Source organism: Streptomyces sp. NPDC025638 (genome assembly GCF_055558775.1).
Window position 1 is genome coordinate 132,037 of sequence record NZ_JBVHLX010000005.1, and the last position, 13,132, is coordinate 145,168.

The following is a 13,132-nucleotide window of genomic DNA, read 5'->3' on the forward strand; positions in this document are numbered from 1 at the left end:
TCAGGCCGGACCGCGCTCTTCGGAGTCCTCTTCGACGCCCTTCTCGGCGTCCTTCGCGGCGTCCGCGTCGGAGCCCCCGGTGTCCCCCTCGGCGTCCTTCTCCGGCTCCTTCTCGGGAAGCTCCGCCGCCAGCGCCGCCGCGGCCTGCACGAGCGGCAGCGCGAGCAGCGCCCCGGCGCCCTCCCCGACGGTCACCCCCTGGTCGAGCAGCGGCTCCAGGGCCATCCGGTCCAGCGCCTTCGCCTGCCCCGGCTCCCCGCTGCCGTGCCCGGCCAGCCACCAGTCCGGCGCCCGGAATGCGACGCGCTGCGCGACCAGCGCACACGCGGCCGCCACGACCCCGTCCAGGATCACCGGCAGCTTCCGTACGGCGGCCTGCAGCAGGAACCCGGTCATCGCGGCGAGGTCGGCCCCGCCCACGGTGGCGAGCAGTTCCAACTGGTCACCGAGCACCGGCCGGGCCCGGCGCAGCGCGTCACGGACGGCCGCGCACTTGCGCATCCAGGTCAGGTCGTCGATCGCGAGCCCGCCCCGCCCGGTGACCACCGACGCGTCGGTCCCGCACAGCGCCGCGACCAGCACGGCCGCCGCCGTGGTCCCGCCCACGCTCACATCGCCGAGCACCACCAGATCCGTACCGGAGTCGGCCTCCTCGTCGGCCACCGCGACCCCCGCCCGGAAGGCGGCCTCCGCCTCCTCCGCGGTGAGCGCGTCCTCGATGTCGATACGACCGCTGCCGCGCCGCACCCGGTGCCGTACGACGTCCTGCGGCAGCGCGTCCGGCTCGCAGTCCAGCGCCATGTCCACGACCCGCACCGGCACACCGAGCCGCCGCGCGAGCACCGACACCGGGCTGGCGCCCTCCAGCACGGACCGCACCAGCAGCTCGGCGCTGCCCGCGGGCCGCGCGGAGACGCCCAGTTCGGCGATTCCGTGGTCACCGGCGAAGAGAACGACCCGCGGCCGTTCGACCGGTCGTACCGGCACCGCGCCCTGCGCGGCCGCCAGCCACTCACCCAGTTCGTCCAGGCGCCCCAGCGACCCGGGCGGCACGACCAGACGTTCCCGTCGCGCCTCGGCGTCACGGCGCACGCCCCCGTCCGGGCGCTCGATCAGATCGGTGAAGTCGTCGAGATTAAGCGAGCTCATTCGCCGAACAGTACCGGCAGAGAACCAACGGTTCCGCGCCACATCGCCACCCCACCCGGACGGCGTCTTGGCACCCAAGATCGGAATCCCATACGTTCCGTTTTGCAGCGGATTGTCGTACAGGGAGCCGCCCATGCCGCCCTTGCCCCCCACCCCGCAGTCCACCGACGGATTCCACGAGCCGCGCCGCGAGGACTGCCCCTGGTGCGGTTCGAGACGCCTGCGCACCCGGCTGCGCGCGCCCGACTTCACCCGGCACAGGCCCGGCACGTTCGTCGTCGACGAGTGCCGCGACTGCGCCCACGCCTTCCAGAACCCACCGCTCACCTCCGAGGGACTCGCCCTCTACCACCGGGACTTCTACGAAGGGCACTTGGAGGACTTCGCCGAGCGCGTCCTGGCCGGTCGGCGGCGCCACCGGGCCGCGGCCCGCGCGATGCTCGCCCTGCCCGAGCCGGAGAGCTGGCTGGACGTCGGCACGGGCCACGCCCGCTTCCCGGAGACGGCGAGGGAACTCTTCGCCTACACGTCCTTCGACGGCCTGGACCCGACTCCCCGTGTGGAGCGGGCCCGTGCGGCCGGCCGTATCGAGGAGGCCCACCAGGGCCACCTCACCACCCCCGCCGTCCTCGCCCGGCTGCGCTCCCGCTACGACGTGGTCAGCATGTTCCACCACCTGGAGCACACCCCCGACCCGCGCGCCGAACTCCGCGCCGCCCTCACCGCCCTGCGCCCCGGCGGCCATCTCCTCGTCGAAGTCCCCGACCCCCACAGCGCGTTCGCCACACTGCTGGGCAAGTGGTGGCTCCCCTACAGCCAGCCCCGACATCTCCATCTGATGCCCCTGGACAACCTGCGCGCGGAACTGGAGTCCCAGGGCTGCACCATCGTCACCACGGACCGCAGAGCCCCGCACATCCCCTACGACCTGTCAGCGGCCCTCTCCCTGGCCCTGACCCACGTCCTGCCCAGGGCATGGCGGCCGGCGACCACCCCCCTGGTGACCGCCGCGACAGCCCTCGACCACACCCTGGCCCCGCTCCTGCGCCGCACCCGCTTCTCGAACGCCTACCGCATCATCGCCCGCAAGGACCCGGCACAACTCCCGTAGCCTCACGGCCGCAGCACCAGAGCCTGCCCCGCCACCACCAGCAGCACCTGCTCGCACTCGGCCGCGAACGCCGCGTTCAGCCGACCCAGTTCATCCCGGTAGCGCCGCCCGGACGCGGTGGCCGGCACGATCCCCGAACCCACCTCGTTCGACACGGCGACCACGGTCCGCCGGGCGGCCCGCACCGCGGCCGCCAGCTCCCGCACCCGCTCCCGCAACGCCCGTTCACCCCCGGCCGCCCACTCCGCGTCGTCCCACGCCCCGACCGAGTCCATCGCATCCGTCAGCCACAACGACAGACAGTCGATCAGCAGCGGCGGCCCGTCCTCCGCCAGCAGGGGCACGAGGTCGCAGGTCTCCGTCGTACGCCACGACCCCGGCCGCCGCTCCCGGTGCGCGGCCACCCGGGCCGCCCACTCGGTGTCCCCGTTGCGCGAACCACCCGTCGCCACGTACAGCACATCAGGAAATGCCTCCAGCCGCCGCTCGGCCTCCACGGACTTCCCCGACCGAGCGCCACCGAGGACCAGCGTGCGCCGCGGCACGTCGGGGACCTCCTCGTACGCCCCCACCACCAAGGTCGCCCCGTCGGGCACCGCCCGCGCCCCCGCGGCGGCCAGCCTGCGCCGCAACTCCGCGCCCGGCGGCACATCGTGGTCCAGATGCACGGCGACCACATCGGTCGTCGGCCCCACGGCCCCCACCGCCCGCAGCTTGGCCAGCGCGTCCGGCCGCCCCACGACGTCCGCGAGGACCAGGTCGTACACCTCGGCGGGAACCGTCCCCTCCTCCAGCCCTGCGGGCGCGGACCCGGGCGGCAGATACAGCAGCCGCTGCCCCGCCGGCCCGGTCACCGCATACCCCGTGCCGCCCGCGTCCATCGCCAGCGCCCGCACCCGATGCCCCGTCAGCAGCGCCAACTCCCGCCCGTCAGGCACCCGCACCGGCTGCGGCAGCCCGGCCGGCACCTCCACGGCGGGCCCGTCGTGCGGATGCGACAGCAGCACCTGCCGCACACCCCCCAGCGAACGCCCGGCCCGAGCGGCCGCGAACGCCGCCCCGGGCGTGAGATCGAGCAACAGCGCCCCGTCCACGAGCAGCGCGGCAGCCGCCCGCGCATCCGGCCCCAACGCGGTCGCACAGACGGCACAGGGACATGCGGGGCGGGGCAGTCCCGCGGGGGCACCGGTTCCGAGCAAGGTCACTTCCACGGACCGATTTTCGCTTGTAGCCGCAGGTATCGCGCATCCGCAGCCCCGACAGGGGCGCGGGGCTGTGACATCAGCGGCTCCGCCGCGGGGCGCGACAAGCCCCCACCGGCCGCCAGATCATCGACAACCCGCGCCCTCTCACCGCCAACCCAGCGGAGCGAATAGGCTGGCGCGCGCAGGAGCCGATCAAGATTCCGGCCCCTGATCTGCACGTGCCGACACCTTGGAGGCGTACATGGCGGCATGGACGTGGCGGTTCGAGAAGGCCGACGGGACGGAGGTCCAGCCCGCGGTGCAGCCCGAGGAATTCACCACGCAGGGGGATGCCGAGTCATGGATCGGTGAGCACTGGAAGGCCCTTGTCGAGGGCGGCGCGGACCAGGTGCGGCTCTTCGAGGACACCACGGAGATCTACGGGCCGATGAACCTGCACGCCGAAGAGTCGTAGGACCGCCAGGTCGGCTCTCACGGGGCGGTCCCGCCGACGCGGCCGCCCCGTTCCGTTTCGCCCCGGCGGCTCAGCCCCGCACGCCGCACAAATGCAGCAGCGCCGCGACCCCCCGGTAGGGATCCGTCCGCCCGGCCCGCTCCTCGGCGGCCAGCAGCGTGTCCAGGTCGGCCGGGATCTCCGTGCCGTCCGCGGCCGTGTCGGTGAAGACCCGTACGCCGTACCAGGAGTGCAGCGGGGCGCCGATCCCGGCCAGCGTGGCCGTCAGCGTCTCCAGCCGGTCGGCCCGTACGTCGAGCCCCAGCCGGTTCCGGTAGGCCGTCGTGTCGAACGCGCCCAGCGCCCCGGCCCAGTCGCCGGCCAGCCCCGGCCGCATGGCCAGCGCGTCCCCGTTGCGCACCAGCAGCGACAGCAGTCCGCCCGGGGCGAGCATCCGGGCCAGCCCGGCCACCAGCGGGTCAGGCTCCTCGACGTACATGAGCACGCCATGGCAGAGCACCACGTCGAAGCTGCCCGGCAGGAAGTGGACGCCGGTGTCCCGCCCGTCGCCCTGGACGATCCGCATCCGCTCGCGGATCCCCTCCGGCTGCCCGGACAGGACCTCACGGGCGGCCGCGATCATGGTGGCGTCCTGCTCGACGCCGGTCACATGATGCCCGGCCCGGGCCAGCCGCAGGGCCTGCGTGCCCTGGCCCATCCCCACGTCGAGCACCCGCAGCCGCTGCCCGACCGGGAACCGCCCGGCTATCTGCTCGTCGAGCTGCCGGGCCACCAGCTCCTGTCGTACGACATCACGCAGACCGCCCAACCTGCTCAGCCAGGCATCGGCCGCACCCCCGGAGAAAGCCTCTGCGCTCAGGGCCGCTCTCCGCGCTTGACCTGCGGCTTCGGCAGCCGGAGCCGACGCATCTGGAGGGAGCGCATCAGGGCGTAGGCGACCGCGCCCCGACGGTTCTGGTCCGGGAAGCGCTCGCCCAGCCGCTTCCGCAGCCGGAACGCCGAGACGATCGAGTCGAGCACGATCAGCACGATCACCACGAGCCAGAGCAGCAACGCGATGTTCTGCAGCGAGGCCACCCGCACGACGCTCAGCACGAGGATGACCACGGCCAGTGGCAGGAAGAACTCCGCCACGTTGAAGCGCGAGTCGACCCAGTCGCGGGCGAACTTGCGGACCGGGCCCCTGTCGCGGGCGGGCAGATAGCGCTCGTCGCCGCCGGCCAGCGCCTGACGCTGCCGCTCCATCTGGGCGCGGCGCTCGTCGCGCTGTCGCTTGGCGGCCTCCTTGCGGGTCGTCGGCGTGTTGGCGACGCTGCGGCGCTGGGACTGGGCCTCACTGCGCTTGGGCGTGGGCCTGCCCTTGGGGGCCTGCGGGTCACGGGGCTGCGTGGAGTCGGTCACCGGCACCTTGTCGGTGGGCGCCTTCTCGTCCTTTGAACGGCTACGAAACACAAAACCCAAGGGTACGGGGTGGCGGGGCATGGACCCCAGCGGAGCGGGGAACGATCCGGCAACACCAGTCGTCTGTAGGGGGACAGAGGGGACGTTGCAGGCGGTTCACCCGGGGGTCACCTCGGGGGCCACCTACTCCCTACGCCGGAGCGGGACCGTCCGTAGTCGTCCTTGGGGATGAGCGCATCCGTCCCCGAACAGTGCGGTAATGGAGTCAGGGCCCGTACTGTGGGTTCTGTCGCAGATCTGTGAGCTGGAGTCCGTCAGAAGGGGGCGCGCGAAGCCCATGAGCGGTGTCATGAAGCGTATGGGGATGATCTTCCGCGCGAAGGCGAACAAGGCCCTTGACCGGGCCGAGGACCCGCGCGAGACCCTCGATTACTCGTACCAGAAACAGCTGGAACTGCTCCAGAAGGTCCGCCGCGGCGTCGCGGACGTGGCGACCTCGCGCAAGCGTCTGGAACTCCAGCTCAACCAGCTCCAGCAGCAGTCCACCAAGCTGGAGGACCAGGGCCGAAAGGCGCTCGCGCTGGGCCGGGAGGACCTGGCCCGCGAGGCGCTGTCCCGCCGCGCCGCCCTCCAGCAGCAGGTCACGGACCTGGACACGCAGCACACCACGCTCCAGGGCGAGGAGGAGAAGCTCACCCTCGCGGCCCAGCGCCTCCAGGCCAAGGTCGACGCCTTCCGCACCAAGAAGGAGACGATCAAGGCGACCTACACCGCGGCCCAGGCCCAGACCCGCATCGGCGAGGCCTTCTCCGGCATCTCCGAGGAGATGGGCGACGTCGGCCTGGCCATCCAGCGCGCCGAGGACAAGACGGCCCAGCTCCAGGCCCGCGCCGGCGCCATCGACGAACTCCTCGCCTCCGGCGCCCTGGACGACCCCTCCGGCATGGCCAAGGACGACATCCAGGCCGAGCTGGACCGGCTCTCCGGTGGTACGGATGTAGAGCTGGAACTGCAGCGCATGAAGGCGGAGCTGGCCGGCGGCTCGCCCCAGCAGGCGATCGAGGGCGGCACCGGCCAGTCGCAGTCCCAGCAGCAGCCGCAGGACACCCCGCGCTTCGACAAGCAGTAGCCACAAGCCTGGAGGGCCGAGATGGCGGACATGATCGTACGGATCATGGGGGAGGGTCAGGTGAGGCTGGCCGGCAGCCACCTCGCCGAACTCGACAAGCTGGACGACGAGCTCCTGTCCGAGATGGAGAACGGCGACGGCCCGGCCTTCCGCCGCACCCTCCAGGCGCTCCTCACCAAGGTCCGCGACCTGGGCGAACCGGTACCCGACGACTCCCTGGCCCCCTCCGACCTGATCCTCCCGTCACCCGACGCGACGCTGGAGGAGGTCCGGGAACTGCTGAGCGACGACGGTCTGATCCCGGGGTGACGGGGCTGGGGGCGGCGGCATCCCGCGACGTACTGTTCACCCCGTGAGCACCCTGGAACGCGCCCGCAGCCGGCTGAAAGCGCACCCCCTCGCGCTCGACGCGGCGATCGCGGCGGGCGCTCTGGTGTGCATGGTCGTCGGCTCCTTCGTGGACCCCCACGGGGAGGCCGACGTCATCTGGGGCATCCGCAGCCCGGACCTGCTCAGCCTCGTCCTCATGACCGTCGGTGCCGCCGCGCTCGTCTTCCGCCGCAGCGCCCCCAAGACGGTCCTCGCGATCACCGGCACCGTCGCCTTGGTCGAGTGTGTCACCGGTGACCCCCGCGCACCGGTCGCGATGGCCGCCGTGGTCGCCCTCTACACCGTCGCCTCCACCACCGACCGGCCCACCACCTGGCGCATCGGCCTGCTCACCATGACCGTGCTGACCGGCGCCGCCATGCTCGCCGGCCCGCTGCCCTGGTACGCCCAGGAGAACCTCGCCATCTTCGCCTGGACCGGCATCGGCGCCACCGCCGGAGACGCCGTCCGCAGCCGCCGTACGGTCGTCCGGGCCATGCGGGAGCGCGCCGAGCGCGCGGAGCGCACCCGGGAGGAGGAGGCCCGGCGGCGCGTCGCCGAGGAGCGGCTGCGCATCGCCCGCGATCTGCACGACGTCGTCGCCCATCACATCGCCCTGGTCAACGTGCAGGCCGGGGTCGCCGCCCATGTCATGGACAAGCGCCCCGACCAGGCCAAGGAGGCCCTCGCGCATGTGCGCGAGGCCAGCCGCTCCGCGCTCAACGAGCTCCGCGCCACCGTCGGTCTGCTCCGCCAGTCCGGCGACCCCGAGGCCCCCACCGAGCCGGCCCCCGGCCTCAGCCGGCTCGACGAACTCGCCGGCACCTTCCGCAGCGCCGGCCTCCCGGTCCAGGTCGCCCGCGCCGACCAGGGCACCGCACTGCCCGCCGCCGTCGACCTGGCCGCGTACCGGATCATCCAGGAGGCCCTGACCAATGTGCAGAAGCACGCGGGCCCCGAAGCCAGGGCCGAGGTCAGCGTCGTACGCGTGGGACCGAACGTCGAGGTCACCGTCCTCGACGACGGCTCCGGGGACGACGCCACCGTCGAGGTGGGCGGCGGCCACGGACTGCTCGGCATGCGGGAACGCGTCACGGCCCTGCGCGGCACCCTCACCACGGGTCCCCGCTACGGAGGCGGCTTTCGCGTGCATGCGATCCTTCCGGTCAAGACCCGCACCGCCGCGACGGGGGAGACCGCATGACGATCCGTGTCCTGCTCGCCGACGACCAGGCACTGCTCCGCAGCGCGTTCCGGGTGCTCGTCGACTCCGAGCCCGACATGGAGGTCGTGGGCGAGGCGTCCGACGGCGCGGAGGCGGTACGGCTGACCCGGGAGCGGCAGGCCGACGTCGTCCTGATGGACATCCGGATGCCGGGCACCGACGGCCTCGCGGCCACCCGCCTGATCAGCACCGACCCTTCTCTCACGGAGGTCCGTGTGGTGATCCTGACGACCTTCGAGGTCGACGACTACGTGGTGCAGGCGCTGCGCGCGGGCGCTTCCGGCTTCCTCGGCAAGGGGTCGGAGCCCGAGGAGCTCCTCAGCGCCATCCGGATCGCCGCGGGCGGCGAGGCCCTGCTCTCGCCGACGGCGACCAAGGGCCTGATCGCCCGCTTCCTCGCCCAGGGCGACGCGGGGGGCGACGGCCGTGACCCCGCCCGCTCCGACCGGCTGAACGCCCTCACGGGCCGGGAGCGGGAGGTGCTGGTCCAGGTCGCCGGCGGCCACTCCAACGACGAGATCGCCGAGCGTCTGCAGGTCAGCCCGCTGACGGTGAAGACGCACGTCAACCGGGCCATGGCCAAACTGGGCGCCCGCGACCGGGCGCAGCTCGTGGTGATCGCGTACGAGTCGGGCCTGGTGCGCCCCAGAACGGACTGACTCCGCCGTCTCGCGGGCCGGAAAAAGCGGTGCCCCTCGTCATGAGGGGCACCGCTCCGGTCTATGCGGGGTGCTTCTTTTACGGCAGCGCCAGCATGCGCTCCAGCGCCAGCTTGGCGAACGCCTCGGTCTCCTTGTCGACCTCGATGCGGTTGACCAGGTTGCCGTCGGCCAGGGACTCCAGGGCCCAGACCAGGTGGGGCAGGTCGATGCGGTTCATGGTCGAGCAGAAGCAGACCGTCTTGTCGAGGAAGACGATCTCCTTGCCCTCGGGCGCGTAGCGGTTCGCCAGCCGGCGGACCAGGTTCAGCTCCGTGCCGATGGCCCACTTGGACCCGGCCGGGGCGGCCTCCAGGGTCTTGATGATGTACTCCGTGGAGCCGACGTAGTCGGCGGCGGCCACGACCTCGTGCGTGCACTCGGGGTGGACCAGGACGTTCACACCGGGGATCCGGGCGCGCACCTCGTTGACCGAGTCCATGTTGAAGCGGCCGTGGACCGAGCAGTGGCCCCGCCACAGGATCATCTTCGCCGCGCGCAGCTCGTCGGCGGTCAGGCCGCCGTTCGGCTTGTGCGGGTTGTAGACGACGCAGTCCGCGAGGGACAGGCCCATGTCGCGGACGGCGGTGTTGCGGCCCAGGTGCTGGTCCGGCAGGAACAGGACCTTCTCGCCCTGCTCGAAGGCCCACTCAAGGGCCCGCTTGGCGTTCGAGGAGGTGCAGATCGTGCCGCCGTGCTTGCCCGTGAACGCCTTGATGTCCGCGGAGGAGTTCATGTACGAGACGGGCACGACCTGCTCGGCTACGCCGGCCTCCGTCAGCACGTCCCAGCACTCCGCCACCTGCTCGGCCGTGGCCATGTCGGCCATGGAGCAGCCGGCGGCCAGGTCGGGCAGGACGACCTTCTGGTCGTCGGACGTCAGGATGTCGGCCGACTCGGCCATGAAGTGAACGCCGCAGAAGACGATGTACTCGGCCTCCGGGCGCGCCGCCGCGTCCCGCGCCAGCTTGAAGGAGTCGCCCGTGACGTCGGCGAACTGGATGACCTCGTCGCGCTGGTAGTGATGGCCGAGCACGAAGACCTTGTCACCGAGCTTTTCCTTGGCCGCGCGGGCGCGCTCGACCAGGTCCGGGTCGGACGGCGCGGGCAGGTCGCCGGGGCATTCGACGCCGCGCTCGCTCTTGGGGTCGGCCTCACGGCCGAGGAGCAGCAGGGCGAGGGGAGTCGGCTGTACGTCGAGCTCCTGGGTCTGGGCGGTGGTCACGACACGCACCCTTTCTTCTTTTCGTCTAACTGACGCTATCTATCATAACCGGTTCACGTCAGTTTGACGATGGCGATAGCGTCGATGTGACGTGAATCCCGCCGGGCCGGACCCGGGTTCACTGTTCGCTCCACGACGCGTGTGCGAGCATGAAGAGGAACCGAAAACGCAAGTGCTCGGCCTGGAATGAATTCGTGGGCCCCGCCGGTTGCACTGTCGGCAAGCAGTCTCCGTACAACCCGGGAGAGATAGATGTCCGTATCGGACGAGACCACCACCGTCACCGACGGCATCGTTCTGACCGACGCCGCGGCGTCCAAGGTCAGGGCCCTGCTCGACCAGGAAGGCCGTGACGACCTCGCGCTGCGCGTCGCCGTCCAGCCCGGCGGCTGCTCCGGCCTGCGCTACCAGCTGTTCTTCGACGAGCGTTCGCTCGACGGCGACGTCGAGAAGGACTTCGACGGGGTCAAGGTCGTCACCGACCGCATGAGCGCCCCGTACCTGGGCGGCGCCACCGTCGACTTCGTGGACACGATCGAGAAGCAGGGCTTCACGATCGACAACCCGAACGCGACCGGCTCCTGCGCCTGCGGCGACTCCTTCAGCTGAACCGCACCCCGAACACCGCGAAGGCGGCGGCCCCCTCCGACGGGGCCGCCGCCTTCGCGCATCCCCGCGCCGCGGCTAGCGCGTCGCCGAGGACGGCTGTGGCAGCCGTGCTCCCGGCTTCCGCAGCGGGATCTCCTTGTCGTCCGAGCCGACGACCTTGCGGGTGCCGAGAGGTTCGTCCAGTTGGACGGTCTGCTGGAACTGCTTGGCGATCATGATGCAGATCTTGTTGGGCCACGGCTTCTCGGTCACGGTGACCGTCACCCGGTCCGCGCTCTCGTCCGCGGAGGCCGTGTAGTCGGCGCACACCCCGCCCATGAAGCTCACGGTCAGTTCCTTGTCGTCGGCCGTGTAGCCGTCGACGTGGACGTCCCTCGTCTTCGGCGCCGAGCTCGGCTCACCGCCCGGTGCGGTCGGTTCCGTGGCCGGCGCCGACGAGGTCAGATACTTCGGGTCGACCGCCGGGTACGTCACCGTGAAGGAGCCCCGCGCCTGCGACCCCGCCACCTCGAACAGCCAGGACGGCACCAGCGCCTGCCGCCCCTCGACCGAGTGCGAGGCCAGCCCGAACACCGCGCGGTCCACCATGACCGTGGACGGGTCCTGCGCCGGGGTGGGAGTCGCCGACAGCGGCGAGGTCGGTGCCGACGTCGACGCGCTGCAGGGCTGTTCGAGCCGGTCCTTCAGCGGTACGGGGGTGGCACAGCCGCCGATGCCCATGCGCGCGTCGGTCCGCGGTGCCGAGTTCATCAGGTCCAGCGTCTTCCGCGCGCTCAGCACGGGATACGTGTCGCCCTTGACCGGCGTCTTCAGCAGCCCGTAGCCGCCGATCACCTCACCCTGCCTGCCGACGGTCAGACCGGTCGTCCAGCCGTAGGTGGGCAGGCCGCCGACCACCGGATCGGCGTTCACCACCCGCTGGGCGCCCATCACCTGGCTCGCGTCGGCCTTCGCGTCGTCCTGGCCCAGCGCCTTCAGGATCGGTGCCGCGGCCTTCTGCGCGGCCGCCACGCTCACCGGGTCGCCGGCCGGGGCCCCGGGGTCCTGGGCGCAGACCAGGGTGCTCTTGCAGTTGTCGGTGCCCGGCGCGTACCGGCTGAAGGTCCAGCTGCCCGGCGCCTGCCTGTTCACCTGCAGACTCGGCCCCGAGCCGTCCTTGTCCGGCCCGACCCGCCAGGTCTGCCCCTCGGCCACCGGCGTCCCGTCGATCCCGAACGGCTCGGCCAGCCGGGCCACCTCGTCCTTGGTGACCTCCCCGGCCGGCCGGTACACGGCCGCCGAGCCGGGCCCGTCGGGCAGCTTGCCGCTCGCCTCGTACGTCACGCCGTACGGATTGGGCTCACCGGGCGCGATGCCGTTCGTACCGCCCGACGCGGAGGCATAGCCGTCAAGGGCGAGCGGCGGGGGAGTCCCTTCCCCCCCGGGCGCCCCCGACCCGCTGCTCCCTCCCGGGCCACCACCGGCATGCGCGGCCAGATACGCCCCACCACCACCGACCAGCAACACGGCGGCCGCAACAGAAGCAACGAGCGCCACCGACCGCCGCCGCCCGCTCCGCTCATCCCCGCCGCCGAAGCCGTGTGCGACCTCGGGAACCTCACGGCCCGCCCCGAAACCGACACGCTCCGCCCCAGCGACTTCAGTCCCCGCGTCGACCGACGGCACGCCGTCGGCGCCGACGGCGCTGTCCGCGCCCGTGCGCCCGGCCTCCGGCCCGGCGGGCTCGTCGTCCGCCGTCCTGTGCCCGGCTGCGGCCTCGGTGGCGTCGGTGCCTGGAGCCTGGGCTTCGGTCGTCGGCGCAAGGGCGGCGCTGTCCGAATCCGTGCGCCCGGCCTCCGGCCCGGTGGCCTCCGCGCCCGCTGTTCCGCGTGCGGCCCGGGGCCCGGCGGCCTCGGGCTCGGCGTCTTCACCGTCACCGGGCGCTTCGCGCGTGGCCTCCGGTCCCGTGGCTTCGCCGTCCTGCGCCCCCGGGGCAGCGGACGTACCGGCGGACGCCTCCGCGACCTCGCCGGCCGTTGCTTCGAGGGCCGTGCCCGGCGCCTGCGTCGTCTCCGAGTCGCCCGTGGGAGTTCCGTCGCCGGGCTCCGTGTTCCGCGGCCCGCCGGAGGCCTCCGCGTCGTCGTGGTCGGGTCGCTCGGTGTTCACCGCATCGCTCCTCGCTGGGTCGTATCCCGCATCCCCTTCACGGGGGACGGCAATGGGACGCAGCGGGGGAGCGCGCGGTTCCCTGAAAGGCGCCGGGGCGGATCAGGGGGCGTACTTCACTTGGGGCACCACTCAGTCGCCGTAGTCGGACATCGCGTCCAGCAGCCGGGCGGACCTGGCCGGGACCTTCACGCCGTGGATGAGTGACGGGGAGACCGGACGGGCATCGATGTGCTCGGGAGCGGCCCAGTGGGGAGCCATCCGCGCACAGTCCCCGCGCAGCGACGCCAGGTCGCCGTCGAGGTCGGCCGGAGCGGAGGCATGGACCTTCAGGTTCGTCATGGCGGAACCGTAAGCACGTCGAGCCGCGCGAAGAAAGATCTACTATCGGGTAGTTTTGCCAACTTCAGAG

14 protein-coding genes are annotated in these 13,132 nt (G+C 72.2%); 7 read left to right on the plus strand and 7 right to left on the minus strand.

Features of this window, described 5'->3' with window-relative positions:
• On the minus strand, positions 1-1,149 hold the full coding sequence (gene cobT, locus ACZ4EG_RS14645) for a nicotinate-nucleotide--dimethylbenzimidazole phosphoribosyltransferase (protein WP_467790888.1): 1,149 nt from the start codon (positions 1,147-1,149) through the stop codon (positions 1-3).
• 133 nt (positions 1,150-1,282) lie between these two features.
• On the opposite strand from cobT, the gene ACZ4EG_RS14650 reads away from it, so the two are divergent.
• Complete coding sequence (locus ACZ4EG_RS14650; protein ID WP_453547816.1) at positions 1,283-2,260, plus strand: class I SAM-dependent methyltransferase; 978 nt, start codon at positions 1,283-1,285, stop codon at positions 2,258-2,260.
• Positions 2,261-2,262: 2 nt separating this feature from the next.
• Here ACZ4EG_RS14650 and ACZ4EG_RS14655 read toward each other — a convergent pair whose 3' ends face one another.
• Positions 2,263-3,471: a bifunctional adenosylcobinamide kinase/adenosylcobinamide-phosphate guanylyltransferase gene (locus ACZ4EG_RS14655; protein ID WP_467790889.1), complete on the minus strand. Its 1,209-nt coding sequence runs from the start codon at positions 3,469-3,471 to the stop codon at positions 2,263-2,265.
• 235 nt (positions 3,472-3,706) lie between these two features.
• Between ACZ4EG_RS14655 and ACZ4EG_RS14660 the strand changes: the two genes are divergently transcribed.
• Positions 3,707-3,919, plus strand: a complete 213-nt coding sequence (locus tag ACZ4EG_RS14660) for a hypothetical protein (RefSeq protein ID WP_263207924.1) — start codon at positions 3,707-3,709, stop codon at positions 3,917-3,919.
• 70 nt (positions 3,920-3,989) lie between these two features.
• On the opposite strand, the gene ACZ4EG_RS14665 is transcribed toward ACZ4EG_RS14660, so the two are convergent.
• Both ACZ4EG_RS14665 and ACZ4EG_RS14670 read right to left on the minus strand, forming a co-directional pair.
• On the minus strand, positions 3,990-4,691 hold the full coding sequence (locus ACZ4EG_RS14665; RefSeq protein ID WP_453548613.1) for a class I SAM-dependent methyltransferase: 702 nt from the start codon (positions 4,689-4,691) through the stop codon (positions 3,990-3,992).
• An 83-nt stretch (positions 4,692-4,774) separates the two neighbouring features.
• Positions 4,775-5,401 (minus strand): DUF3043 domain-containing protein, encoded by a 627-nt coding sequence (locus ACZ4EG_RS14670; RefSeq protein WP_467790890.1) that lies wholly within the window; start codon positions 5,399-5,401, stop codon positions 4,775-4,777.
• A gap of 256 nt (positions 5,402-5,657) precedes the next feature.
• Here ACZ4EG_RS14670 and ACZ4EG_RS14675 point away from each other — a divergent pair, with 256 nt between their 5' ends.
• Genes ACZ4EG_RS14675 through ACZ4EG_RS14690 form a run of 4 tightly spaced genes read left to right on the plus strand, consistent with a single transcriptional unit; the run spans position 5,658 to position 8,702 of the window.
• Positions 5,658-6,449, plus strand: a complete 792-nt coding sequence (locus ACZ4EG_RS14675) for a PspA/IM30 family protein (protein ID WP_453547822.1) — start codon at positions 5,658-5,660, stop codon at positions 6,447-6,449.
• Between the two features lie 30 nt (positions 6,450-6,479).
• Positions 6,480-6,758, plus strand: a complete 279-nt coding sequence (gene pspAA, locus ACZ4EG_RS14680) for a PspA-associated protein PspAA (protein ID WP_390709347.1) — start codon at positions 6,480-6,482, stop codon at positions 6,756-6,758.
• Between the two features lie 43 nt (positions 6,759-6,801).
• Entirely contained in the window at positions 6,802-8,022 is a 1,221-nt protein-coding gene (locus ACZ4EG_RS14685) for a sensor histidine kinase (RefSeq protein ID WP_467790891.1), read from the plus strand.
• Positions 8,019-8,702: a response regulator gene (locus ACZ4EG_RS14690; RefSeq protein WP_453547826.1), complete on the plus strand. Its 684-nt coding sequence runs from the start codon at positions 8,019-8,021 to the stop codon at positions 8,700-8,702. Before ACZ4EG_RS14685 ends, ACZ4EG_RS14690 begins: the two co-directional genes overlap by 4 nt.
• Before the next feature lie 79 nt (positions 8,703-8,781).
• Here ACZ4EG_RS14690 and nadA read toward each other — a convergent pair whose 3' ends face one another.
• The gene (gene nadA, locus ACZ4EG_RS14695; RefSeq protein WP_453547828.1) at positions 8,782-9,966 is read right to left on the minus strand and encodes a quinolinate synthase NadA; all 1,185 of its coding nucleotides are present in this window, start codon (positions 9,964-9,966) and stop codon (positions 8,782-8,784) included.
• 252 nt (positions 9,967-10,218) lie between these two features.
• On the opposite strand from nadA, the gene ACZ4EG_RS14700 reads away from it, so the two are divergent.
• Entirely contained in the window at positions 10,219-10,575 is a 357-nt protein-coding gene (locus tag ACZ4EG_RS14700; RefSeq protein ID WP_363296976.1) for a HesB/IscA family protein, read from the plus strand.
• A 75-nt stretch (positions 10,576-10,650) separates the two neighbouring features.
• Here ACZ4EG_RS14700 and ACZ4EG_RS14705 read toward each other — a convergent pair whose 3' ends face one another.
• Complete coding sequence (locus ACZ4EG_RS14705) at positions 10,651-12,720, minus strand: hypothetical protein (protein ID WP_467790892.1); 2,070 nt, start codon at positions 12,718-12,720, stop codon at positions 10,651-10,653.
• Positions 12,721-12,852: 132 nt separating this feature from the next.
• Entirely contained in the window at positions 12,853-13,062 is a 210-nt protein-coding gene (locus ACZ4EG_RS14710) for a hypothetical protein (protein ID WP_453547832.1), read from the minus strand.
• Positions 13,063-13,132: the final 70 nt, after the last annotated feature.